The sequence below is a fragment of the Helicobacter sp. MIT 14-3879 genome, from assembly GCF_003364125.1.
In genome coordinates, this window is the sequence record NZ_NXLP01000003.1 from 99,911 (window position 1) to 124,259 (window position 24,349).

26 protein-coding genes and 2 tRNA genes are annotated in these 24,349 nt (G+C 26.1%); 8 read left to right on the forward strand and 20 right to left on the reverse strand.

Going from position 1 to position 24,349, the window contains the following annotated elements:
• Position 1: 1 nt before the first annotated feature.
• From CQA44_RS03170 to CQA44_RS03220, 11 genes are read right to left on the reverse strand one after another with little or no spacing between them, the layout of a single operon-like run.
• Complete coding sequence (locus CQA44_RS03170) at positions 2–895, reverse strand: DUF2156 domain-containing protein (RefSeq protein WP_115545836.1); 894 nt, start codon at positions 893–895, stop codon at positions 2–4.
• 4 nt (positions 896–899) lie between these two features.
• Complete coding sequence (locus CQA44_RS03175) at positions 900–1,118, reverse strand: hypothetical protein (RefSeq protein ID WP_115545837.1); 219 nt, start codon at positions 1,116–1,118, stop codon at positions 900–902.
• 12 nt (positions 1,119–1,130) lie between these two features.
• Positions 1,131–1,505, reverse strand: a complete 375-nt coding sequence (fliS, locus tag CQA44_RS03180) for a flagellar export chaperone FliS (RefSeq protein WP_115545838.1) — start codon at positions 1,503–1,505, stop codon at positions 1,131–1,133.
• 14 nt (positions 1,506–1,519) lie between these two features.
• The gene (fliD, locus tag CQA44_RS03185) at positions 1,520–3,544 is read right to left on the reverse strand and encodes a flagellar filament capping protein FliD (protein ID WP_115545839.1); all 2,025 of its coding nucleotides are present in this window, start codon (positions 3,542–3,544) and stop codon (positions 1,520–1,522) included.
• 6 nt (positions 3,545–3,550) lie between these two features.
• The gene (locus tag CQA44_RS03190; RefSeq protein WP_115545840.1) at positions 3,551–3,934 is read right to left on the reverse strand and encodes a flagellar protein FlaG; all 384 of its coding nucleotides are present in this window, start codon (positions 3,932–3,934) and stop codon (positions 3,551–3,553) included.
• A 57-nt stretch (positions 3,935–3,991) separates the two neighbouring features.
• Positions 3,992–5,188, reverse strand: a complete 1,197-nt coding sequence (locus tag CQA44_RS03195; RefSeq protein ID WP_115545841.1) for a murein hydrolase activator EnvC — start codon at positions 5,186–5,188, stop codon at positions 3,992–3,994.
• Complete coding sequence (locus CQA44_RS03200) at positions 5,189–6,001, reverse strand: cell division protein FtsX (protein ID WP_115545842.1); 813 nt, start codon at positions 5,999–6,001, stop codon at positions 5,189–5,191.
• On the reverse strand, positions 5,988–6,662 hold the full coding sequence (locus tag CQA44_RS03205) for a cell division ATP-binding protein FtsE (RefSeq protein WP_181881757.1): 675 nt from the start codon (positions 6,660–6,662) through the stop codon (positions 5,988–5,990). Before CQA44_RS03205 ends, CQA44_RS03200 begins: the two co-directional genes overlap by 14 nt.
• A complete protein-coding gene (gene trmB, locus CQA44_RS03210; protein ID WP_115545843.1) occupies positions 6,659–7,804 on the reverse strand; it encodes a tRNA (guanosine(46)-N7)-methyltransferase TrmB in 1,146 nt (381 codons plus the stop codon). Before trmB ends, CQA44_RS03205 begins: the two co-directional genes overlap by 4 nt.
• Before the next feature lie 2 nt (positions 7,805–7,806).
• Positions 7,807–8,985: a fibronectin type III domain-containing protein gene (locus tag CQA44_RS03215; RefSeq protein WP_115545844.1), complete on the reverse strand. Its 1,179-nt coding sequence runs from the start codon at positions 8,983–8,985 to the stop codon at positions 7,807–7,809.
• Positions 8,945–9,892, reverse strand: a complete 948-nt coding sequence (locus CQA44_RS03220; RefSeq protein WP_115545845.1) for an RluA family pseudouridine synthase — start codon at positions 9,890–9,892, stop codon at positions 8,945–8,947. Before CQA44_RS03220 ends, CQA44_RS03215 begins: the two co-directional genes overlap by 41 nt.
• A 62-nt stretch (positions 9,893–9,954) precedes the next feature.
• On the opposite strand from CQA44_RS03220, the gene CQA44_RS03225 reads away from it, so the two are divergent.
• The 4 genes from CQA44_RS03225 to CQA44_RS03240 all read left to right on the forward strand — a co-directional run bounded on the left by CQA44_RS03225 (position 9,955) and on the right by CQA44_RS03240 (position 12,413).
• A complete protein-coding gene (locus tag CQA44_RS03225) occupies positions 9,955–11,040 on the forward strand; it encodes an FtsW/RodA/SpoVE family cell cycle protein (protein WP_115545846.1) in 1,086 nt (361 codons plus the stop codon).
• Positions 11,041–11,055: 15 nt separating this feature from the next.
• Positions 11,056–11,132, forward strand: a tRNA-Ile gene (locus CQA44_RS03230).
• 68 nt (positions 11,133–11,200) lie between these two features.
• Entirely contained in the window at positions 11,201–11,809 is a 609-nt protein-coding gene (locus tag CQA44_RS03235) for a thiol:disulfide interchange protein DsbA/DsbL (protein ID WP_115545847.1), read from the forward strand.
• 7 nt (positions 11,810–11,816) lie between these two features.
• Positions 11,817–12,413: a disulfide bond formation protein B gene (locus CQA44_RS03240; protein ID WP_181881758.1), complete on the forward strand. Its 597-nt coding sequence runs from the start codon at positions 11,817–11,819 to the stop codon at positions 12,411–12,413.
• 7 nt (positions 12,414–12,420) lie between these two features.
• Here the strand turns inward: CQA44_RS03240 and ppk2 are convergent, their stop codons facing one another.
• A complete protein-coding gene (gene ppk2, locus CQA44_RS03245) occupies positions 12,421–13,290 on the reverse strand; it encodes a polyphosphate kinase 2 (RefSeq protein WP_115545849.1) in 870 nt (289 codons plus the stop codon).
• 96 nt (positions 13,291–13,386) lie between these two features.
• Here ppk2 and CQA44_RS03250 point away from each other — a divergent pair, with 96 nt between their 5' ends.
• Entirely contained in the window at positions 13,387–13,872 is a 486-nt protein-coding gene (locus CQA44_RS03250) for an ankyrin repeat domain-containing protein (RefSeq protein ID WP_408941376.1), read from the forward strand.
• A gap of 59 nt (positions 13,873–13,931) precedes the next feature.
• On the opposite strand, the gene CQA44_RS03255 is transcribed toward CQA44_RS03250, so the two are convergent.
• Both CQA44_RS03255 and CQA44_RS03260 read right to left on the reverse strand, forming a co-directional pair.
• Complete coding sequence (locus tag CQA44_RS03255) at positions 13,932–14,882, reverse strand: type I glyceraldehyde-3-phosphate dehydrogenase (protein WP_115545851.1); 951 nt, start codon at positions 14,880–14,882, stop codon at positions 13,932–13,934.
• A complete protein-coding gene (locus tag CQA44_RS03260) occupies positions 14,879–15,673 on the reverse strand; it encodes a hypothetical protein (RefSeq protein WP_115545852.1) in 795 nt (264 codons plus the stop codon). The genes CQA44_RS03255 and CQA44_RS03260 overlap by 4 nt, the downstream gene beginning before the upstream one ends.
• Before the next feature lie 81 nt (positions 15,674–15,754).
• On the opposite strand from CQA44_RS03260, the gene glyS reads away from it, so the two are divergent.
• The gene (gene glyS, locus CQA44_RS03265; protein WP_181881759.1) at positions 15,755–17,773 is read left to right on the forward strand and encodes a glycine--tRNA ligase subunit beta; all 2,019 of its coding nucleotides are present in this window, start codon (positions 15,755–15,757) and stop codon (positions 17,771–17,773) included.
• A 111-nt stretch (positions 17,774–17,884) separates the two neighbouring features.
• On the opposite strand, the gene CQA44_RS03270 is transcribed toward glyS, so the two are convergent.
• The 3 genes from CQA44_RS03270 to CQA44_RS03280 all read right to left on the reverse strand — a co-directional run bounded on the left by CQA44_RS03270 (position 17,885) and on the right by CQA44_RS03280 (position 19,931).
• Positions 17,885–17,960: transfer RNA gene (locus CQA44_RS03270), tRNA-Phe, on the reverse strand.
• Between the two features lie 121 nt (positions 17,961–18,081).
• A complete protein-coding gene (locus CQA44_RS03275) occupies positions 18,082–18,810 on the reverse strand; it encodes a hypothetical protein (protein WP_115545854.1) in 729 nt (242 codons plus the stop codon).
• 29 nt (positions 18,811–18,839) lie between these two features.
• Complete coding sequence (locus tag CQA44_RS03280) at positions 18,840–19,931, reverse strand: metallophosphoesterase (RefSeq protein WP_115545855.1); 1,092 nt, start codon at positions 19,929–19,931, stop codon at positions 18,840–18,842.
• Between the two features lie 44 nt (positions 19,932–19,975).
• On the opposite strand from CQA44_RS03280, the gene CQA44_RS03285 reads away from it, so the two are divergent.
• Positions 19,976–21,247, forward strand: coding sequence for an SH3 domain-containing C40 family peptidase (locus tag CQA44_RS03285; protein ID WP_115545856.1), 1,272 nt, complete (start codon positions 19,976–19,978; stop codon positions 21,245–21,247).
• A gap of 651 nt (positions 21,248–21,898) precedes the next feature.
• Here the strand turns inward: CQA44_RS03285 and CQA44_RS03290 are convergent.
• The 3 genes from CQA44_RS03290 to CQA44_RS03300 form a co-directional block, all read right to left on the reverse strand.
• Positions 21,899–22,294, reverse strand: a complete 396-nt coding sequence (locus CQA44_RS03290; protein WP_115545857.1) for a hypothetical protein — start codon at positions 22,292–22,294, stop codon at positions 21,899–21,901.
• Between the two features lie 149 nt (positions 22,295–22,443).
• Positions 22,444–22,623 carry a hypothetical protein gene (locus CQA44_RS03295; RefSeq protein ID WP_115545858.1) on the reverse strand — a complete coding sequence of 60 codons (180 nt, stop codon included), beginning with the start codon at positions 22,621–22,623 and terminating at the stop codon, positions 22,444–22,446.
• On the reverse strand, positions 22,598–22,840 hold the full coding sequence (locus CQA44_RS03300) for a VirB8/TrbF family protein (protein WP_181881760.1): 243 nt from the start codon (positions 22,838–22,840) through the stop codon (positions 22,598–22,600). The genes CQA44_RS03295 and CQA44_RS03300 overlap by 26 nt, the downstream gene beginning before the upstream one ends.
• 199 nt (positions 22,841–23,039) lie before the next feature.
• Between CQA44_RS03300 and CQA44_RS03305 the strand changes: the two genes are divergently transcribed.
• Complete coding sequence (locus CQA44_RS03305; protein WP_115545860.1) at positions 23,040–24,332, forward strand: O-acetylhomoserine aminocarboxypropyltransferase/cysteine synthase family protein; 1,293 nt, start codon at positions 23,040–23,042, stop codon at positions 24,330–24,332.
• The last annotated feature ends 17 nt before the right edge of the window (positions 24,333–24,349 follow it).

Here is a 24,349-nt window from a genome sequence, read left to right on the forward strand (position 1 = left end):
ATTAACTCCTTAAAATTGCATTATATTTTTCTATAAATTTAAACGGTTGATAAGTCATTTTAGCTTTTCTTAGACCATCAAGCCCTAAATCTTCTTCTCTATTTACAAATTCCATATTATTCCAAGTATTTGCTAAAAATTGTTGATTTATTGCTTGATAGATTCCACTATAAAAAATATTTCCTTTTTCTATATGAATTACAACGCTATTATCATTTATCTTCTCTCCCAAACTAAAGGCAGCAATTTTATTATCTATTCTTATTAATGCTCCCTTCATGTCAAGGAGAGATAGATTTTTCAAGCTAGCTTCAATACCAATGTATTCATTTCTCAATCCATCATTGATATTTTGATTGTCATTAAACCATTTTGTATAGGTTTCTATTACTTCTTTTGCATTAGTGGAATCTATGGCTTCATAAGAAAAATCTGGATATAGATTAAAAAAACGATTTAAATGATTTTTTTTGTTATGCAGTTTTCTTCCACTTAAGTTTATTAAATCATTTACTTTGTAGATATAATCAAATCTATCTCTATTTGCATTAATTATAAAGCTATCCCCAAAAAAACTTATTAATTCATTTTTTTGAAACTCTTCAAGAGACCTCATAGAAAATGGCATACTATTACTTAAGAAATACTCTTTTAATAAGGTAATTGTTTTTTTTCTATCACCATATCCAAGTGGATAGAATACAAATGGATACTGTTCATTTTTAAACTTTGTCATAATCACAAGATTATTATTAATTACACAATATTTTATTTCTCTACTAAAATGCCAAATATATAAATTTCCAAATAGCATATCACTTGCTTCAATTCTTTGAGCATTAAAGAAAGTTTTGATAATATCTTTTGAATTAATGTCAATAGGTAGGAAGTTCAAATTATTAATCCTCCAAAAAGCTCTTCATTTGTTTTAATTTATATATATGCTCTGATGTAGTCTTTTTTTCTTGCACCAAATCATTTAATAGTTTATAAACTATTTCCCTAGCACAAATCAAATCATCAATATTATCAAAATTAGGTAAATTTTCTATTAAATCTAGTGCTTTTTGTCTATTATTATTAACAATTGCTATTTTAAGAGAATTAAGCCAAGTCAATTAAAACCTTTTTTAAATATTTTGATGAATTTCTCTCCAAGCCTCTAGTAAGCCCTTTGTAACTTTAATCACAATATCTATTTTTTCAACATTATTTTCTATATTTGCTTGAGTTAAAAACTTTATTTGCTGCATGTATAAACCTGTTAAATAATGTGCTACCTCACCACCATTATCATAATCTAACACATTTAAAAGTTCTGTAAAAATATCAGTTGTTCTATTTATATAATATATTTTTTTCTCAATATCATTTAGTTCAATTCCTCTTCTTGCAAGAGATGAAAAACGTAATATCCCCTCATAAAGCATTTCTATTAATTTTGCTGGAGATTCCACGCTTGTATGTGTTTGTTGATAAAGATTATAGGCATTTTGATTAGTCATTTTTCCTCCAAATATCATTTTTTCTTATCTGCTATTGATTGTTCTATCATCATATTTAAACTATTAAATGAATTATTTACCTTTGCTATTTGGCTATCATATGCTGCAAAACGATTTGCCATTATTTCATATCGGCTATTTAATAATTCTAAGTTTCTTTTTTTATCTTCTTTCAATCTTTTGTCATCATTATTTAGATTATCTTCAAATAATTTTAGCCTAGAATCTCCATTGCCAATAAGTTTATCTAACTCTTTTTCTACTAATGTGAATATCCCATCTCTTTGCATTTCTTTTCCGTTTATAGTAGTTTTGCTAGTTCTAAAAAAATCCATAACTTTATCTGGATTTGCAGAGATTTCACTTTGTAATTTACTCTCATCTAGCATTAATATTCCATTGTCATTGAAACTTAAGCCATAGTTTGCAATGCTCTCATTTACTCCATTTTCAAATCTACTTATTGCTAAAGCTCTATGGAGAGAGCTTTTAATTGTCCGAATGTCACTATTTCCATTAAAGATTCCTGCTATCTTTGTATCCTCATCATATCTTGTAAGTTCATTTAGTTTTTGTATTAATGTGTTATAGTTTTCTACAAATGATTTAATTTCATCAATGATTGCTGTATTATTTCTTCCAATATTTACATTAATATCATCTTTACTTTCTCCTAAAAGTTCTATTGTAACACCAGTTACAATATCATCAATTACATTACTAGGACGAGAAATATTAATACCATTATAATATAAGCTTGCATTAGAGGCTTGTTGAATGTTTTTAATATCAATTTGAGATTCTAAGATTCCCCAATCTTTATAATCTCCAGCCTCAATTCCTAGTTTTGATAATGCTTCTTTATTCTCTTCACTTGCTTTTATTGAAACCTCACCTTTATTTGAATTAATTACTAAAAATCCATTATCATTTATTCTTGCACTATATCCATCAATTTTACTTATTGCCTCTATTATAGCTTTTTCATTCATCTCTCTTGAATTATTAGGACTTGTAATTTCTCCTAAATTAACATCTTGATGCCCTATGCTGATATTTCCAGAAATTAGACCAGCAGATACATTACCAAATCCTGTTAGAGTATCTTTCTCTCCACTAAAACTTTTATTAAAAAGCGATGATGACTTTTCTCCATCAATACTTATTTCAAAACCTCTTTTATCATTAATGATTAATCTTTTACCATCACCACTTAATGAAATGTTAATTTTTCCTTCTTTGACTAGATTTGCAAAATCTAAATCCTTACTTAATGTCTCAATAATTGTATCTTTCAAAAAATTAGCATTAGAGGTAGAATCTTTAGCGTTTTGTTGCAATGGAATATTTATTCTTCTTTTTATTCCATTGCTATCAATTAGTGATAAATTAAAGTCATTTTCATTTAGTATTAATTCACCACTAGGTATATCTTGAGATTCTAGTATATTTCCAAAATATATATTATTTGCTTCTCCTGTTTCTTTAGAATTTATCATTAATGAATAGGCATTTTGTCCTGTTCCTGTTTTCATAATTGATGCATTTACTAATCCATCTGTATTATCTATTATTTTTTGTGCTACATCATTTAATGTATCATTACTAGAAATATTAATACTAAATTCTTTATTATTAATAAATAATTGCAATGTTGTATTGTATTTTGAGAAAATAGCATCTCTTGAAGCAAATTTCGCCCCTATTTCATTTACAGAATTTTTTGCAATTTCATTAATTTTAATATTAATATCTTGCACAGGCACACCAGCCTCAACACTAACTTTTAGCTTACTTTCATCACTAGAGTTTGCATTTCTTTGTAAGTATGATGAATAATCTGCTATCTTTTTTGCATTAGCATTTAATGAGCTAAGCATAGTTTTTAGACCAACAAGCTCAGTTTGCTTTTCCATGTTATCTTGTATTTTTTTATCTATGGGTGCTATTTGGGCATTTTCGTCGGCTTTCCTTAGCTTATCAATCACATCATAGTTTAAAACACTACTGCCAATGCCAAGTGAGCTTAGAGGATTCATAATGTATTAACCCCTTGTATCAAGTATTACGCTTATAATATCTCGCATTTTTTTCATTAACTCCATTGCTTCATCTGTTGGGATTTGTCTTATTATTTCACCACTATCTTTTTGTTTGATTGTAAGCACTAAAGATGAAATAGAATCTTCATAATCAAACATAATATTTGTATTTATTTCTTGCATTTCTTTATTTAATTCTTTAGCTAATTTTAGTAATTGTTGTTCTAAGTCTTCTTTTTGAGCTGGACTTAAGTTCTCTAATTTTATATCTTCAATTTTAAACTTTGTAGTCCATACATTAGATTTAGAAATATTATCGTAATTATTCTCTTGAACCATGCTATATGCTTGAGTAGCATTATTAATGTTGTTGTTTATAGAATTCATTGTAAATACCTTATCATTTTTATTTTTATAAAATATCGGTAAAAATATAAAACTTTTTTATTTAACTTTTATTAATTGCAACGGATTGATATGCTTATCTTTTTGCGTAACTTCAAAGTTAAGCTTTTCATTAATATATGCAATTATTGAACCTTTTTTGATGGTTGAGCCAATTTTAATATTTCCTATTTCATCAAGATATGAATATATAGTATGAAGACCATTTTTATGCTCTACAACTACTACTTTTTTTAACATTGGAGTATCTTTTGCAAAAACAATTTTCCCATCTAAAACAGACATAACAGCACTTTTCTTTTTAACGCTAAAGGTAATAAATTCATTGAATATACGCATTTTATATACAGGGTCAAAATATGGTCCATATTTTGTTTCAACACTGTATTCTTTTAGTGGAGCAATAGTTTTTACACCCTTATATGTAGTTGTACTTACATCTCTATAAGAACTACCAATCTTGCGAACATCAAGTGGAGCTAGATTAGCAGAATCTCGCTTGCTAAATAAAGCGTCTTTTTCTTGTTTTTGCAACTCTTGTTTTTTTAGTATATTTAAATCTATTAAAATATTTTGAATACTAATTCTTTCTTTATCTAGTTTTTTTAATTCATTATTATAAGCTTCTAATTCTTTATTTAATTTATCTGCTAGTTTTTCTTGCTCATTTTTAACTATCTCTAGGTTTTGTTTTTTCTCTTTTTGAGAATTTATAATTTTTTTAGCAGAATCTATTTTATTTTTTACATTTTGAATGTCTTTTTTAACAATTTCTTGCTCGTTTATTATTGTTTGAATGCTATCTTTTGCACTTTTGCTTATATTTTTTAAAATTTCTTCATTAATTATAGAATCTTCATTTAATGGTTCTTTAGAATTTAAAATCATAATAATTGTCATATCTTTTAAAACTACATCAATTAATTCTTTTTGAAGTGATTTTAGTTTTATATTCAGTTCTTCATACTTATTTGTAAAGTTATTAAAAACTTGCTCTTGTTCAATAGATAGTTTTTGATTAATATTAATATTTGTCTCTATATTTTTAATTTGAATGTTTAGTTCTTTAATCTTTTTATTTTTATCATTAATGTTTTTTCCCAATGTTTTTAGTTTTACATTAATTGCTGATGCTTTATTTGATATATTTTGAAGTTTCTCTTCGTTATTTTTAATATTTTGGTCTGTATCTGCAAAAAGACAAGCACAAATAAAAAGTAATATTAAAGTTCTCATTTATGGTTCTTTTTGAAATAGAATTACCATAAATACTGATAGCATAGAAATAATATAAGCACTAGCTAATAATATTAAATAATCTGTAATAAAATTATTTAAGTTAAATATTTCAATACCTAACATTGATGTAATCAATGTAATTTTAGGACTATTTGCTAGGAATATTACAGCAAGTATAACAGATATTGATGCAATAATAGAATCTATTAATGCTAATTTATATAATGGAGCATTTTTAAATTTTGAAGGAGCTCCAAAATAAGTCATAATTTCCATTCTCTCACTATGCTCAAACCTCCATACTTCAATTTGCTTTATCATTAATAAAAGACTTAGTATAAATATTAAGCTAGATAATACCAGCACGCAACCTTTTAATAGAACTAATATCTTATAGGTTTGGCTATGAGATTTACTAAAAGATTCTACTCTAATAATATTTTCAATGTTTTTTAAATTTTGTTCAATTTTTTTTATTTTTTGATGATTTGGAAATGTATTTAATTTTAATGAATAAAATAATGGTAGAGAAGGCTTTAAGTTATTAAAAGCAGAATCTTTAAATTGTGCATTTATATCATTTAATATTGCACTAGAATCTATTTCTATAATAGAACTTACTTCAGGGATTTTTTCTTTTATATTATTAATATCAATATTGCTATTGCTAACAATTACTATGGCGTAATTTTTGCCAATTAATTCTTCGTGGCTATTAACAGCACGATTAACTACCAAAATACTTTCAATGCCAACAAGTAATGCTATTAAAGGAATTAGTAATGATAAATATTGCTTAATCCATCTCATAAACCACCCCATCTTCTAAATATAAATGTTTAAAATTCATATCTGTTTTTTCTGGCATTCTGTGAGTTACTACTACTATGGTAATTTTTAGCTGTTCATTTGCACCTTTTAATAAACTCCATATTAAATCTGAACTATAATCATCAAGATTCCCCGTTGGTTCATCAGCAAATATTATTTCTGGTTGGCTTGCAAGAGCTCTTGCAAGGGCTACTCTTTGTTGCTCCCCTCCGCTTAATTCTAGTGGATATTTTTTAGCTTTATGCACTAGTTTAATATGTGTTAAAAGCTTTTCTGTTCTACTCTTGCAAGATTGCTTTGGAAAATTGCTTATAATCATAGGAAACATTATATTTTTCTCAATATTCCATTCTTTAATTAATTTATAATCTTGAAATACAATGCCAATTTTTCTTCTTAATTTGGCAATATTTGTTTTAGAGGAATTAAAGAGATTAAATCCACATACATTTAAATGTCCTTCTCTAATAGGTAAATTTCCATACATAGAGCGAAGAAGGGTTGATTTTCCACTTCCGCTTACTCCTGTAATAAATGTAAAATCCTGTTTTTCTATCTTAAATGAGGCATTTTTTATAATTAGGGGGTCTTTATTATAGCCTAGATTTAAGTTTAATGCGTTAATTATTGGTTGATTCACTTGTATAAGTCTCCTATTAGATTAAAGGCAGAAATATTTGCTTTTGTTTGTATAAAATCGCCTATAAATTTTATATTTCCATTCTCAATTACTAAATATAAAGAATTCGGGGCATAATAACTTCCAAAGATAATAAATAAAATATATCCACTATAAAACTCATATATGCCTTTGATATGCAAAAAATATTCCTTTGTGCATATTTTTTTATTTTTAGATTCTATGATTTTTTTTACATCCAAATTATTTGGTATGGATATTTTTGTATTTATAATTTCTTTAGAAATTTTAGTATTATAAAAGTTAATTGTATAAATATCTTTATTTTGTTTTATCCATCTAGCTTCATATTTGCTAATAATATCACTTTTAGCATTTTTAAAAACCTTTATTTTTATTCCTTTTGCAATATCTCTTACATAAGCTAAGTATTCCTTACTATCAGTTTTTAGCTCTATATATGAATCTTTTTTTAGGATTCTTAGTGAATTTTGTAAAAATATCTTACTAAAAACCCTTTTTTGTTTATTTTTATCCCAAGGGATAGGGAAGTGTATATAAATTAAGTTAATGCTATTTGATGGGATAATTTCAAAAAGATTTCTACAATCTGCATTTATTATAAAAAGATTTTGTAAATTTAATATTTCTATTTGTTTTAAAACTTGAAGTATTGAAGGGCGATATATCTCTATTCCTATGAAGGTTGTATTTGGAGAGGTTTTAGCTAAGTTGAGTATATGTCTTCCAGAGCCAAAGCCAATTTCTATTATAGTTTTTGATTTTTTATTAATTGTATTAAGGAGAGCATCTACGCTAAGTAAATATTTATTATCTAGCTTAATATTTCTAGTGTTTAGATTATGAGATAAAATATCTGCATTTGTTATCTCTGCGTATTCTCTTAAGGCTTGTTTTATAGAATTTTTTGAAGATATTTTTACATTCTTATTATATTTAAGCAGTATTTTATCACCCCTATTTTGTTTTAAAAGTAAAATATTATTACTACTAGATTCTGCTAATATCAAACTATGATTATTTTGATTAAGTAGCGATTTTGCTTCAAATTTAAAATTAAAATTTTGACTTTTTATTGGATAATTAATATCATTTAGATGTTTTGCAAAAAAGTGTGGCATAACTATTTAATTGATAATTTTATTTCATTTGAAGGCTTAGATTCTAACCCTGCTTCATCAATAGCTGTTATATAGTAGCTGTATTCTGCACCATTTTTAATATCCTTATCAGTAAAATTAGTTTCTTTTATTCTATACCTAGTTTGTTTTCCTAATGCTCCATTTTTGCGATATATAATAAAATACTTAGCTTCATTATTTTCTTCCCATTCAATTTTAACTTCATTATTATCAACATAACCTTTTGTAATAATTGGTGTTTTAGGTATATTTTTTGTGCTACCCTTTATACTTTGGCTTAGTTTGCTTTCTAAGTCTGTGTAATCTACACCACTAATCTTATAAAAATATCTTACATTATTAGCATTTATAATATCTGTATATTCATTGTTGGTGCTTGTATCAATTAGAGTATATTTGCCATCTTGGCTTTTGGAACGATAAATGTTATAGCTCTTAATCCCCTCTTGTTTATTCCAAGAAATTATAATTTTATTTATTAAGTTATTTGTTGCAGTGATATTCATATCAATCTTTGGTATACTTTTTGTCTTTGCTGTAATGATTTTACTAGGATGTGATGGATTTGAATTAAAATCTACTGCAATAATTCGATATTTATAGCTTGTGCCATCTTTTAAATTAGTATCAAAATATTCTACTAACAATCTATTATTTACAATACCTATCGTTTTAAATTCACCTTCAATATATTTTTGTATTAGATAATGAGAAATTGATGGATTTGGGTGCGGAGAAAATAATAATTTTACTTGTTTTGGATAGTCATTTGAGGCATAAATACTTTCTATTGGGTCTATAAAAGAAGTTTTTGTAGTTATTATTTCGCTTTTCTCTGAATAATGATTGTATCCAAGAGTATAAAAATAATATCTATATTGAGTTTCAGGTGTTAGCCCTTCATCTACATAATGCGTTGAATGAGGGTTTTTGATATGAGCAATCTCTTCAAAACCATCTTTTCCCTCTCTGTAAATTGCAAATCCACTTACTTCACTATTATTAACAATATCCCATTCAAATGCAATTGAACCAACATCAGGTATAACTTTAATATTTTTTACTTTTGGTAGGTTTTTATTTATCCCATTTAAAGAGGAAATACTACTACCACAGCCACTAATGAATAAGATTATTACTGAGATTATCCAAAATTTCATTTATTTGCTCCATATCAAAATAATTTATAAAATAATTTCTCATATCCTCAAAAATATTAGCTTTAAATGACATTTTACCATTTTTTGGATGCTCTAAGTATAAAAGATAGGAGTGTAGCATAATGCGATAGGATTCTCCACTATAACCATAGAGTTTATCTCCTATAATATGGCGATTGATACTTTCAAGATGAGCCCTTATTTGATGAGTTCTCCCAGTAGATAACTTTGCTAGTATCAATTCTTTTTTCATATCTTTTGATAGGGCTAGTTTATAAAAATTGCTCTTAGAATATCTAGCAGAATCTATTTTATTTGTTTTAGAAATTTTTAGACGATTAGTTGGATTTCTTGCTAAATAGCATTCAATCTCAATATCATTTTTTAATGGCAAGTCAATGATTGCAATATAAAATCTCCCCATAATTTTTTCCATTAATTGTTTGCTTAAGAAGTTATGAGAAATATTGTTTTTAGCTACCACCAAAGCTCCACTTGTTTGTTTATCTAGGCGATGGACTATGCCTTCTTTTTTCTCTCCACTTATATTTGAGAGTTGAATTGAATTTGCCTTTAGCCAATCAACCAAGCTTTCTTCTTTGAGACTATTGGCTCCGTGTGTAGCTAAAAATGGAGGCTTATTTATTACTAATATTTCACTATCTTCATAAATTTTTTCTATAAAAATATTGCTCTTTTTTATAAAATTATCATCAGATTCTATCTTTTGTATTTCTATTATATCTCCTGCTTTAATAATAACTCCACTTTTTTTTATAAAACTACCATTGATTTTTATTAAGTTTTTTTTAACTAGATTTAATATTTGACTTCTAGAGATTTGCAATTTTTGACTTAAAAAAATATCAAGTCTAATTTTTTCTTCATTTTTTTGAATTAATATCATTTTATATTCTTTAAATAAAATCTTGTATAATTCTGTAATTCTAGCTAAAGGTAGGTATCAAGTTGTTTAATATTGATAGAAAAGTATTTACCCACTTTGATTATATGATTGTTTTTACCACTATTCCTATTGTGCTATTATCTTTGCAATTAATTTATGAAGTTGATTTATCTCTTACTATTAGACAGTTATTTTATATTGCTTTTACACTTGTTATTAGTTTTATAGTTTTTATTTTACCTATTAGACAACTATTTTGGTTTGTTCCATTTTTTTATTGGGGTTCAATTTTGCTTTTATTATCTGTTGAGACTTTTGGTGTAAAGAAATTCGGGGCACAGAGGTGGCTTGAAATTCCATTTATTGGTATGTCATTACAGCCAAGTGAGTTTGTAAAACTATCATTGATTTTAATGTTAGCTTATAATATTAATAATAATCCACCACCAAAAGAAGGCTATAATTTAAAGAATTTTTTAAAACATTTATTTTTTATATTAATACCTGTTATACTAGTTAAGATTCAACCAGATTTAGGGACTTCAGTTCTTATTTTTATAGTAGGTTATGGAGTGTTATTTTTAGTTGGTATTTATAAAAAAATAATAATTGCAAGTTTAGTAATATTTATCGTATCACTACCAATTTTATATATAGGCTTACAAGATTATCAACTTCAAAGGATAGAATCTTTTATAAGCTCTGATGTAAAATATCAAGTAAAACAATCAATGATTGCAATAGGCAGTGGAGGTTTTGTCGGTAAAGATATTGAGAATGCCACTCAAGCACAGCTAAAATTTCTTCCTGTCCCAGAGAGTGATTTTATTTTTGCATATTTTACAGAGAGACACGGATTTTTAGGTGGAATGCTATTAATTATCTTATATGGTTTATTAATCCTTCATTTATTTTCAATTAGTTTCCGGCATAAAAAAGATAGAATCTTGCAGGTAGTAAGTGCATCTATAGGGTTTTTAGTATTTATACATTTTAGTATCAATATTTTAATGGTTATGAAATTAGCCCCTGTTGTTGGCATTCCTTTGCCATTTTTTAGCTATGGTGGAAGTAGTTTTTTGACATTTGGTATTTTGTTTGCCATAGTGCAAAATTTACTTGCTTTTAAATATCACTTTAGGGTATAATTGCATCTTTTAAATGGACCTTTAGCTCAGCTGGTTAGAGCTATCGGCTCATAACCGATAGGTCGCAGGTTCGAGTCCTGCAAGGTCCACCATTAATATTTCTTTAATATTTATCCGCTAAACTACTGCTTTAATATTACCTTAACTTTAAGGATTATTTTTGAAGATTTTATTTTTATTATTTTTTGTTACATCGTTATTTGGTGAAATAATTGAAGGAAAGGACTATATTAAGCTTTCAAATCCAATGCCAAATGCGGAGCATTCTTTGATTAAAATATTTAGTTATGATTGTCCATTTTGTTTTAAATTTGATAGTATTACCAAAGATTTAGTTGATAGTTTGCCTAAAAATATGAGCTTTGAAGAATATCACTTAAGTCAAAGAGGTGAGTTTGGCAATGAAGCTAGTGAATTATTTGCAGTGCTTATAGTTAGAGATAAACGTTTAAGAGAATCTAATTTTGATATGGTTAAAAAAGCATATTATGAAGCATATCATATCAAAAAACAACATTGGAATAATAAAGAATCTTTTTTAAATTTTGGATTAGAGTTAGTAGGCATTAATAAAAGTGAATTTGAAAGACTAAAAGATAATAATGATGTAAAAGATTTACTAATTCTTTGGAAGAATGCTTATGATATAGCTAAAATACAAGGGATTCCAGCATTTGTAGTTAATGGGAAGTATTTAATTATTCTAAAACAAATTAGAAATATTCAAAGTTTAATAAATATAATCAATGAATTAAATGCTAAAGAGTAGTGTAATTTTGAGATTTTTAAAAATAAATATTTTTTGGATTAGTATAATTATTTTATGTGTATCTTTGATCTTAATATCACATTTATTTTTTCAAAAATATTTATTTATGCAACCCTGTGAGCAATGTGTTTATATTAGATTTGATTTTTGTATAATTATTATTGGCTCTATTTTAGCGTTAATAAAAAGTGTATTTTTTAGAGTAATTTCGTATGTAGTTGTATTTTATGGAGTTATTCAAGGAATTTTAGATAGTTTTTATTTAAGAAGAATCTACAAAGCCCTGCATAGCCAATCAATTGATGATATATTTGGTTTACAAGGCTGCTTGCTAGAGCCTAAATTTCCTTTTAATATAGCATTAGATAAATATAATCTTTTTAAAGTAAGTGGAGATTGTGGATATGATAATCCCATAATCCCGCAAAATATATCATTAGATTCTATACAAGAATTTTTTATAAATATTTATTCAAATGGTTGGTATTTAATTCCAAAGTATCAAATATTAAGTATGCCAGAAACTTGTTTGATTATTTTTAGTGTATTATTTCTAGCACTTATAGTTAGATTGTTTAGACTTAGAATCTTTAAAAGATTCTAAGTCTAACTTATTTTTTCTTTTCTTTTGGTTTTTTGTTATCATCTTTTTTAGAGAAAAATGAAGCTTGAGAGTATTGAGTTACAATAGTAGGGTCAGCCAATAAGCAAACTTTAGTTTGGTCTTTGCCATCATAATCTACTTTTGAGAGCAAGTCTCTTGCAAGGTTTATTCTAGCTCTTTTTTTATCAGTAGAATTAACTAAAATCCAAGGTGCATCTGCTGCGTGTGTGCGTGAGAACATTTTTTGAAATGCCTCTGTATATTCATCCCATAAATTTAAAGATTTATTATCTATTGGGCTTAATTTCCACATTCTAAGAGGGTCTGTTTTTCTTCGCTCAATTCTCCTTTTTTGTTCGCCTCTTGAAACATCAAGAAAGTATTTAAATAAAATTAAACCACTTGATATAAGCATATGCTCTAGATTTGAAACTTGCATAATAAATTCTTTATATTCACTCTGTGAGCAGAATCCCATAACCCTTTCAACACCAGCACGATTATACCAACTTCTATCAAAAAGCACTATTTCACCAGGTTTTGGAAGTTTTATTATATATCGTAAAAAATACCAGTCAAATTTTTCAATTTCAGTTGGTTTTGGTAGAGCTACAATTCTAAAACCGCGAGGATTTAATCTATTTGTTAAAGCTTTTATTGTTCCACCTTTACCAGCTCCATCACGACCTTCCATAATAATTAAAACTCTTTTGTTGTTATCAATTACCCATTTTTGCAGTTTTAAAAGCTCAATTTCTAATTTATACATTTCATCTTCATAGAATTTTCTTTTAAATACCTTGCTTTTACCTCTTTCTTTATATACTTCATTGCTATCATTACAATCTTCGGGTCTAATTACAATTTGTTTTGACATACAATCCTCCAAAGTAAAATATATCGCATAATAGCAAAAATTAAGCTAATTTATTATAAATAGCATTGTTAAAAAATATATATTATGAAAGAATAAATGATGGAAAAAGATAATAATAAAGAATTTGAAGATTTTGTAGCACAGGCATTTGACTTTGCTAGAAATAATGATAAGGAATCTTTAGAGATAATGTTAAATGCGGGTATGAGTGTTGATCTAGCAAATCATAAAGGTGATACATTGCTAATGCTTGCTAGTTATCATAATAGTTTAGAAGTAGCACAAATGTTATTAGAAAGAGGAGCAGAAGTGGATAAGAAAAATGATAGAGCCCAAACTCCTCTTGCAGGTGTGTGTTTTAAAGGTTATTATCAAATGGCAGAGTTGCTTTTAAAGTATAATGCAAATCCTGATGAAGATAATGGTATGGGTCTTACACCTATAAATTGTGCAATAATGTTTCAAAGAAAGGATATTTTGAACTTACTTTTAAAGTATAGTAAGAAGGAGCTAGGAATCTTTCAAAAAATAGGTTATTTTTTTATGAAGTTTAGAAAGAATAAAATTAAAAATAACTCTTAAAAATTAAATTTTTTAAGATATTTTATATTGTAATTATTTAGTTATGTTTTTAAATGTAATTAATTTTTTGTTGAAATTAATCTTATCGTATCTATTAATCTATTTGCATATCCACTTTCGTTATCAAACCATAAGCTAATACGACATAAATTATCGTTAATTTTAATTAGGTCTGTTGGTATTATAGCACTTCTGCTATCTCCTATAAAATCACTAGATACTAACATATCATTATCAAATCCAAAGATGTTTTTATTTAAATTAAGCTCTAAAATATCTTCTTTTTTAATTTCGTTTTCAAATAATATATCAATATTACTAAATGAGACAATAGAGGTTGGAATCCTAATAGAATCCCCATAAAAAATGCCTATTTTTTTCCCAAATAATTTATAAAGCATATTGCCAATGGAACTGCTAGTTGGTATGATATTTTGTGTAGCATTTCTGCTTAGGCGATAATTTTGTTCATGCGGGTTATCTAATAATACTTGGTCGCTATTAAATGGATGAATTGTAGTTATATTTCCACCTAGAATCTTAAATTTATCACTTAGGGCTTTGATTAAAGGAGCAATAGCATTTGATGAGCAAGAAGCACTTGAAATAATTTTTTCATTATTATACTGCTCTTCATTAACACCAAATACAAAAATTGGCATATTATCTTTTGGTGGAGCTCCCAAAATTACTTTCTTAGCTCCATTATTAATATATGATTGCAACTCTTTAGAATCTAGTTTTGTTCCACTGCACTCAACAACAATATCAACATCTTTTATAGTTTGGTTAATTAATATTTCTTTATTATCTACAATTAGTTTATTGTCATAAAGATTTACTTCACCCTCAAATTTGCCAAAAACGCTATCATTTTTTAATAGATAGCTTAATTTATCAAAGCTTTTTATATCATTAATATATTTTATAGATATATCATTATGCTTATTTGCAATGCGGAATAACGCTCTGCCAATACGACCAAAGCCATTAATAGCTATTTCTGTCATCTTTGTTCTATATAAATTGGTTTAATTGAAATTGTTTCTTGATGTATCATATTTCCATTTTGTGTTTTATAAACGCTGATTATGGCTTTTTTTGCATCTTTTGCTTCTTTGATGGCAAGTTTGTCATCACTATTTAATTTTGCTATTTCTATTCGTCTAATTTTTTGAGCAATTTGTATTTTAGTGCTTTGTTTTTCATCAATATTTTTAAGATTAGAATATTCAGATAGCATAGGTTGTCTTTTTTTTAGTTTAAAATTACTTAAATGTTTTGGGATATAGTTTTCTAAAATTTCTTTTTTTTCTTTAATATTTTTGTAATAGTTTTCTGCAAGCATATTAAGCTTATAATCCTTTTCCCAGCTAAAACCTTTATTGTAAGATTTAATGATTTCTTTCCAATTACCATTTCTAACATTATCCCAATATAATAACTCATCGATAGCTACTTTTGATGCAAATTCATCATCTCTTATTAAAAGTTCGCCAATAACATTTCTGTTAAATCCATTATCTTTTAGCATTTGATATCTTTTAATAACTCCAGGAATTAATGCATGATAGAGTCCAGCACTAGGGTCTGCAAAATTCATTCTATATTCTCCAGCACAAGATTCATGCCATGCAATAGCTGCTAGAGTATAACCTAGATTATATTTTTTGCCATAATTGTAAGCATAGGCAATAATTTCTTTTTGGTTATTTGAAAATTCATTTATGCTAACACATTTGTTAGTTGGATTAGCATTTAATGAAAATAAAAACATAAAAAATGATAAAAAGAATCTCATATAAACCCTTGTTTTTTGATAAAATTTTACTTCATTTTTAATAAATAAAATGTTAAATTTATTATTTTAAGGAAACTTAGCTTGAATATATCGCCATTATTAATAGAGATATTTACTGAAGAACTCCCTTTTAGTGCAATTAAAAAAGAAATTAGCAATGTTTTAGAAAAGTTTAAAAAAGTCTTACGAGCTTACAATATTGATTGTAATGTAGATTTTTTCTATACACCAAGGAGGCTTATATTTCATTCTAAAAATTTTCCTTTAAAACAGAGTGATGAAATTAAGGAATTTTTTGGACCACCTCTTAGCATTGCATATCAAAATAATGAGCCAACATCTGCTACAAAAGGATTCTTAAAGAGATTAAATATTTCACAAGACAAGTTACAAATAAAAGCAAAAGATAATAAAGAATTTTTATTTTACTCTTATAAACAAGAGGGTAGGGATAGTAAAGATTTAATTGAAAATATAATTTTAGAATTTCTTGATAGTTTAAGTTTTGGTAAATCTATGCAATGGGGTAGTATAGAGGCTAGTTTTATAAGACCAATTAGAAATATTTTTATTTTAATGGATGATAAATTTATAAAAACTAAAGATTTAGAAAAGAAATATCAATTTAATCAAGTAAATAAAATTGTTCCGCATAGGATTTGTAGTAATAAAGAAATAAATAATATTAAAGATTATTTTACATTTTTAAGGGATAACTTTGTGATTTATTCTCAATATGAGAGATATGAGATAATTATAAATCAAATTAAAGAAGTAGAATCTAAGTTTAATATTAAAGTTGAGCTTGATAGAGAGCTTCTTGATGAAATTATTGCAATTACCGAAAATCCAAATGTTTTATTTGGGGAGTTTGATAAGAAATTTTTAGAGCTTCCTAAAGAAGTTATCATAACCTCTATGAAGATTAATCAAAAATATTTTGCTACATATACAAATGATGGATTATTAAATAATGGATTTATTGTAGTTTGCAACACTATTTCTACTAGTGATTTAATATTAAATGGAAATATTAGAGTGCTTAGTGCAAGGCTAGAAGATGCTTTATTCTTTTATTATAATGATTTAAAAAGTTTTGTTAAAGATAAATGTGATTTAAGATTAAAAAATATTGAGTTTATACAAGATTCTGGCAGTTTGTATGATAAGGTTGGCAGAGAGAAGGAGATTGCTAAAATTATTATTTTAAATAATAAAATTAATGAAAGCGTAGCAAAAAATATTCAAGATTCTATAGAAATATCAAAAAATGATTTGCTTAGTGAAATGGTAAATGAATTTGGTGAATTGCAAGGAATTATGGGTTCATATTATACAGATAATGATAGATTAAAGCAAGCATTAAAAGAGCAATATCTTCCATTAACAGAAGATACAAATATTCCAAGTAGTATTGAGGGTGCTATTGTTAGCATAGCAAACAAGCTAGATTCTATATTGATTCTTTTTGCACTTAATAAAATACCAAGTGGTTCTAAAGACCCATTTGCGTTGCGTAGAGCAGCTGGTGGGATAATAAAGATTATAGAATACTTTAAATTAGAGTTTAATTTAGAAGAGATTTTAGATTCATTAAAACCATTCTATAAGAAGATAGAGATATATAGAGTTAAAAATTTCTTTTATGAACGTTTAGAGGGTATTTTAAATGTCAATCAATCAATAATCAATGCAGCTATTAAATCAAAACAAAATGATATTTTAAAATTATTAGAGCAAATTAAAGCTTTAGAGTTGATAGTAATTAGTCCTAATAAAAATGATTATAAAATGTTATTTAAACGTGTTGCAAATATATTAACAGATACTACAAAAAAAGATATTGATACTTCATTATTAATAGAAAATAGAGAAATAGAGCTTTACAATAGAATAGATTGTTTTAGAAAACAGAATTTAACATCTCCAAGTAGTATAATTAAGGAATTATTAGGATTTAAGGATATATTAGAAGCATTTTTTGATGATATTATGATAAATGTTGAGAATAAGGATTTAAGGGAAAATAGAATTCTCCTCATAAATGTTATTTATGAGGAGTTTTTTAAAGTGGGAGATATAAAGGAAATTTCGTTTTAACCAAAAATCATTAATTAAAAACTTACAATAAATAGTAAGTTTTCTAAAGAGTTCATAAGCCTGTTTGGACAACTCGAACAAAAGTATTAACTTAAAAAACTTTTTAATTTATGGTGGCTCGAGGCAGAATCGAACTGCCGACACGAGGATTTTCAGTCCTCTGCTCTACCAACTGAGCTATCGAGCCAAAATTTAATAGTAATTTTAAGCTAAAAATTAGAACTTGGATTTTAAAATAAAAGTTTTTAAAATATACTTAAAATTCTTAGCTTTCTTTCTAAAGTTACATATTGAAATATAGCTTTAATTTATTTACAAACTAATTCTAAATTAACATTTATAGAGATTGATGTATCATCAGCTATTGGGGCTTTTGTATGTGTTGAATCCATTTCTATATTTGGATTTATCGCACTTTTGCTTGAAGTAAGCCTTAATATCGGAGGAATAGACTCATCTTGATTGTTTATCTTCTTTACTTCACATATCTTATTTAGTTTTTTAGAATATCTATTTGTTATATCATCAATATCATTTAAAAATTCACTAAACAATTCTTCTTTTTTTGCAATAATTTCTTCTTGTGTTATATTGTATGTTAATTGTGGTTGAGGTAATGCTAAAAGATTATTGTTAGAGATAATTTTATTTATATTTTTAAGTAAGTTATTGTAAGCATTTAAATCTTTACTTTCATTGAATTTGCAATTTAGTGAAAAATCAACATCTTGTCCTATTGTATTTCTTGTATCATTTTTATAATTAATTATAGGGTTTATAGAGTAACTTCCACCTTTGCAAATATGGCTTTTTTTAGCTTCTTGTATTATATTATTTAGTGTGCTTGTTATACTCCATCTATTTTTTGAGTTAAGCTCCCCTATATTTCTTAATTTTGAAGAGCTTTGAATGTTGATTGTTGTAAATATAAAATTAGGCTTTATGCTTCCTATTTTTATAAAAGATTTTGAAATTGTAATTTCATTTGCTAGTAAGATTCCACTAAATAATGCAATGTATATACATATTTTTCTCACCTTTTGTTCCTTATCTTAATTTTTTGAAATTATATATTATTTTTTAGAGTTAAAAGATTTATTTCTGCTCTGGTTCCAAGCCTTCCATATGTTACCGCTAAATGTGCTCCTTGCGAGATGTAGAGCTGAATATTATTTATTGTTTTTAATCCATATAAAAATGGATTTGCAAAATATGCAGCAATACTAAATGGGAATATTTGTCCTCCGTGGGTATGCCCACTTAGTATTAAATCAATATTTGGAGGTGTATTTTTTATAATATTTGGTTGATGTGATAATAAAATATTTGGCAAACCTTCTTTTATACCTTGTAGGCTTTTGTTGATATTTGGTTGCAAATAGCCTCTTTTAATTCCACTTAAATCACTAACCCCAATTAGATTAATATTATTATTTATATTTACATTTTCATTTACTAAAGTTGTGATATTCTTTAGGCTTTTTATAAGCTTTAAGCTTTTGTTTGCATTAAAAATAAATTCGTGATTCCCAAGCACAAAATATACTCCATATTTCGCTTTAAGTTCTGCTAAATATGGTAAAAATTCCTTTACAATCCTTTCATCAGAATCTATTATATCACCTATTAATACAATTACATCAGCATTGCTAGAGTTTGCTAAATTTATTGTATTTTTAACTTTTGATGGAGTTATTAATTTTGATAAATGAAGATCTGTAATTACCAATATAGTAATTTCTTCTTTTAGGTTTGCTAGTTTTATTTCATCTTTTTTTAGATTTGGGATTCTATTTGCATTAAATATTGCAAATATAATACTCATACAAGCCACTACAAACATAATTCTAGATGTTAAAATTTTTATCTTTGATTTATTTTTAAAGATAAATAATAAGACTATATTAATAATTCCAACACTAAAAAATATTAGTGCTATTAAAATTGTAAATGAAAGTGGTATGTAAATATATCTTGGAATATCCACTCTAAGTAGCATTACTAATGTAAAAATTACATTTAACATAAAATGAATAACTATAAGTATTGCAGATATTATTTTTTGTTTTAGTTTTATAAATACATATCGTATTAAGCTAAAATATGCACTAATATGGAAAAATAAAAAAACGCACAATGTAATTATTATAAATTTCATATTTAATTCCTTATAATTGCATTAAAAAATTTAGGAGTAATTATTTGCATATTATATCTTTTTTAATGATACTTATATTTTGTGGATGTGCAATAAAAAATATAGATTCTAACAATCCCAATATTCAAGCCAATCTTTCTCAAAGTGCTATTATGTATGCTTCAGAAAATAATATAAGTTTTGATGTAGGGCTTAATTTAAAAGATGAATATTTAAGGGCTTATTTTAGCATTTGGAATAAAGATTTTATTCCACCTAAAAGCGAAGATGTATTTTGGGGATTAAATGTTAAAAGTGGTTTTGATGAATCTAAAAAGAAGATTCAGGGCTCATTCTTTGATAATATTATAAAAAATATGAGATTGGATTCTTACCCTAGTATGCAAAAAAAAGCTGTTATGGTTAAAACTTCCAATGTTCGTGTCTTGCCAACAATTAAACCTAGATATTCTACTATTGATGATTATCCATTTGATAGGTGGCAGAACTCATTGATATTTGCATTTACTCCCATTATAGTTTTGCACGAGGATTTAAGTAAAGAGTGGGTTTTAATACAATCTTCTTTTGTTTCAGGTTGGGTAAAAAGTGATGAAATAGCATATATTTCAAACAAAGATGCTTTAGCTATGATGAGTGCAAAGAATTTTGTTATCCCTTTTAAAGATAAGATTCCATTATACTCTGATGGCTTATTTGTTCAAAATGCTAGAATAGGAATGATATTTGAAAAACATAAAGATAAGATTATTGTATATAAAAGAAATCTAAAAGGCAACGCTTTAAGGGTAGCAATCAAGTATAATAAAGATGAATTTAGAATATTTCCTTTACCCTTAAATGAAATTAATATTGCAAATGTAGCAGATATTTTGAGTGGTCAGAATTATGGCTGGGGAGGCATATATGAAAATAGAGATTGCTCTAGTTTTATTAGGGATATTTTTAGTAATTTTGCAATTTGGCTCCCCAGAAATTCTAAGGCACAAGTCAATCACGGCAAAATTACAGATTATAGCAAATATATGACATTACCAAGTAGTAATGAAGAAAAATTAGCATTTATAAAAAAATATGCGAAACCTTTTAGAACTATTATTTGGCTAAAAGGTCATATAATGCTCTATATTGGTGAAGTAAATGAAAATCCTATTGTTATGCACCAAGTTTGGGGAGTAAGCTCCAATGATGGAAGTGAAATATTAAGCAGAGTTTCTATTACAACTTTAACTCCTGCTTTAAATAGAATAGATTCTACTATACCTAAAGCAAAAAGCTTATTAGATAGAATACAAGCTATAAATATCATTTTTTAAATTTTAGAATAATGCAAGCCTTTAAGAGACTATAAGTAAATTTTTTTAAAAAATTGTAATAATATATATTATGCAATGGCTCTAATACAACAAAAATAGTCTATTAAAGCAAATGATTAATATTTTGTAAAAAAGCATTTAATGTAGATGTTAAAATGATATTAAAGCAATATTTAAAAGAAGTTTTTGGTATATAATTTGGGTATAGAAAATACTTTCTACACCCCTTACTTAATTATATCTGTTTATAGATTCTGTTTAAAGAGAAAGAATAATATTAGTTTCTAATAGAATCTAGATTTTTTAAGATTAACTAATATCTAGAATTTAGGCAATAAATTTAAATTTTTAATAGATTTATTAAGATTAAACATATTAAATTATTAGCCTTTATTATTGAAATTCTCATTTTTATTGCTTTAGATAACTTTTTTTGTTACTTAAGATTAGATAGTTGATTTTAGAGGGGTTTTGTAAGTTTTTTAGTTTTATTAAAAGTAAATTTATAATTTAAATATTACAAAGCTTTCTTATGTATTTTCTTTATAGGGTTTTTATGTGTTTCTTTAATTGGTATTATATTTTTTATTCTTGTTTTAGTGATTTGTTTTTTCTATGCAAATTTTTAACTAAATTTATAGCTTTTAGAGCTTAATTTTGTATATATTTATTAATTTGTTCTAAAAAAGAATCTTTTAAATTAAATTCTTTATGTTTGATAAAATCAAATTTAGAGAGTTTTTCTAGGTTTGGAATATGACGCTCTTTTGTAAAAAGTCTTAATTGTTCATTAAGTGAAAAATCAAAGAAACTTATTTTATTATTCATTGCTTTTGATATATCTTTTAATTTATATTCTGTTAATATATTTATCATTGATAGTTCATTATCAAAAATAGGTTCAGGGAGCAAAATCTTAGTATTATTATCTACTATCATTTCAAAATTACCTAAATGTCTATCTGTATTATAAATCAAAGCATCAAAAAGCTTTAAATCTTCAAAATCTTCTTTGCAATATATTTTGATAGGCTCTATAATATCCAACCTTAATATTCTTTTTTAATTCTTTGCTTAAAAATAGTGTATTGGTGTATAACCCTCATTCTCATTGGATTAAATATTTTTTCATCTAATTTGCTTGTTATATCAATCCCTTTATTAATACCACTAAATAAATCGTAATTTTATTTACATTATCGCTTATTGATAATTTCATTATCTACCTGAAAACCTGTTGGATTTATTGGAATATTTTCAAAATTAATTTTTTGTTCTTGAAACTTATAAACAATAATTACTCTATATTGTTTTTCACTCTCTAATACCATTCCTTGATTATTTAAAAGTCTAATTACTATATCTAGAATATCCATCTTTCCATTTAGCAATATTAATAATCTCTACTTCTCTAGTTAAATTATTATTAGTATAGATAGATTTTTCTTGAGCAATTATTGCTTCAAAGTTATTCCAGACTTTAGAACTACTTTGAGCTTTGATTATATCAAATCGTTTTTTATCATCTATATGATTAATACTCTCTCTATTTAGTATATAACTTCCAATAAGACTTCTAAGAACTCTATACACGAGAAATTTATCGCAAAAACTGCTAAAACTTATTATTTATTTTATTTTTTAAATAATCATTAAAATAATCTTTACAATATGTAATTGTGTATAAATGTAATAAAAGCAAAAAAAATTTATCAAAATTAATAAAATATAATATGTATTTTTAAAATTATGTTAAATTAACATTTCAAATATTTTTATACAAGGATACAAAATGTCAAATTTAACACATAATAATTTTTCTCAAGATACACTTGCAATTCACGCAGGTTATACTTATGATACACAGCGAACTCTTAGTGTGCCAATCTATCAAAATACAGCATATAGTTTTGAGACACTTCAGCAAGCAGCAGCTAGGTTTGGTCTTCAAGAATTAGGAAATATTTATTCAAGATTGACTAACCCAACAGTTGATGTGCTCGGAGCTAGACTTGCAGCAATTGAAGGAGGAGTTTTTGGTGTGCCTACTGCTAGTGGTAGTTCAGCAATTTTTTATGCACTATTAAATTGTGCAGAAAGTGGAGACAATGTAGTTTTTTCTAATAAAATTTATGGTGGAAGTCAAATACTTTTATTACATACTTTTAAACGTTTTGGCATTGAGGCTAGGGTTTTTGATATAGATAATATAGAAAATTCTTTACCAAAAATCATAGATTCCAAAACAAAAGCCATTTTTTTTGAAAGCCTATCAAACCCTCAAATTGCTATTGCTGATACAGAAAAAATTACTAAAATTGCAAAAGAACATAAAATAATTACTATTTGTGATAATACAGTCGCAACAGCATTTCTACATAAACCATTTGATTATGGAGTAGATATAGTTGTATATAGTTTAAGTAAATATATAAATGGACAAGGAAGTGCTCTTGGTGGAGCTATAATTGAGCGAAATGGATTAAATGAGCTTATTAAAGATAATCCTCGTTATAATCCATTTAATACACCAGATGAAAGTTATCATGGGCTTGTTTATTCTTCCTTACCATTGCCAAACTTTTCTATTAGGTTAATTACAGAATGGTTAAGAAATATTGGCGCGACTTTGAGTGCACAAGCAGCGTGGATTATATTGCAAGGGCTTGAGACTTTAGAGTTGCGTATTAAAAAACATAGTCAAAATGCACAAAAAATAGCAGAATTTTTAGAATCTCATACAAAAGCAAAAGAAGTTAATTATCCCGGACTTAAGTCTAATCCTTATAATTTATTATTACAAAAATATTATACTAATTCATTATCTAGTGGGCTTTTAAGTTTTGAGGCAGAAAGTTATGAAAAAGCACAAAAAATATGTAATACATTGGAGATTTTTGCAATAGTTGCAAATATCGGAGATACAAAATCTCTAGTAATACATCCAGCTTCTACTACTCACTCACAGCTAAACAAGGAAGAGTTAGAATCTGCAGGAATTACGCCAAATACAGTTAGATTGAGTATTGGGTTAGAAAATGTGGATGACTTGATTAATGATTTAAAACAGGCTTTAGAAAAATAAAAGTTCTTAGCTGCCTT

Bases quoted from the DNA above. Each gene is read 5' to 3' on its own strand.
- fliS (WP_115545838.1), bottom strand. From the start codon at position 1,505: ATGACTAATCAAAATGCCTATAATCTTTATCAACAAACACATACAAGC.
- fliD (WP_115545839.1), bottom strand. From the start codon at position 3,544: ATGAATCCTCTAAGCTCACTTGGCATTGGCAGTAGTGTTTTAAACTAT.
- CQA44_RS03190 (WP_115545840.1), bottom strand. From the start codon at position 3,934: ATGAATTCTATAAACAACAACATTAATAATGCTACTCAAGCATATAGC.
- CQA44_RS03195 (WP_115545841.1), bottom strand. From the start codon at position 5,188: ATGAGAACTTTAATATTACTTTTTATTTGTGCTTGTCTTTTTGCAGAT.
- CQA44_RS03200 (WP_115545842.1), bottom strand. From the start codon at position 6,001: ATGAGATGGATTAAGCAATATTTATCATTACTAATTCCTTTAATAGCA.
- trmB (WP_115545843.1), bottom strand. From the start codon at position 7,804: ATGCCACACTTTTTTGCAAAACATCTAAATGATATTAATTATCCAATA.
- CQA44_RS03215 (WP_115545844.1), bottom strand. From the start codon at position 8,985: ATGAAATTTTGGATAATCTCAGTAATAATCTTATTCATTAGTGGCTGT.
- CQA44_RS03220 (WP_115545845.1), bottom strand. From the start codon at position 9,892: ATGATATTAATTCAAAAAAATGAAGAAAAAATTAGACTTGATATTTTT.
- ppk2 (WP_115545849.1), bottom strand. From the start codon at position 13,290: ATGTCAAAACAAATTGTAATTAGACCCGAAGATTGTAATGATAGCAAT.
- CQA44_RS03250 (WP_408941376.1), top strand. From the start codon at position 13,387: ATGATGGAAAAAGATAATAATAAAGAATTTGAAGATTTTGTAGCACAG.
- CQA44_RS03255 (WP_115545851.1), bottom strand. From the start codon at position 14,882: ATGACAGAAATAGCTATTAATGGCTTTGGTCGTATTGGCAGAGCGTTA.
- CQA44_RS03260 (WP_115545852.1), bottom strand. From the start codon at position 15,673: ATGAGATTCTTTTTATCATTTTTTATGTTTTTATTTTCATTAAATGCT.
- CQA44_RS03280 (WP_115545855.1), bottom strand. From the start codon at position 19,931: ATGAAATTTATAATAATTACATTGTGCGTTTTTTTATTTTTCCATATT.
- CQA44_RS03295 (WP_115545858.1), bottom strand. From the start codon at position 22,623: ATGGATATTCTAGATATAGTAATTAGACTTTTAAATAATCAAGGAATG.
- CQA44_RS03305 (WP_115545860.1), top strand. From the start codon at position 23,040: ATGTCAAATTTAACACATAATAATTTTTCTCAAGATACACTTGCAATT.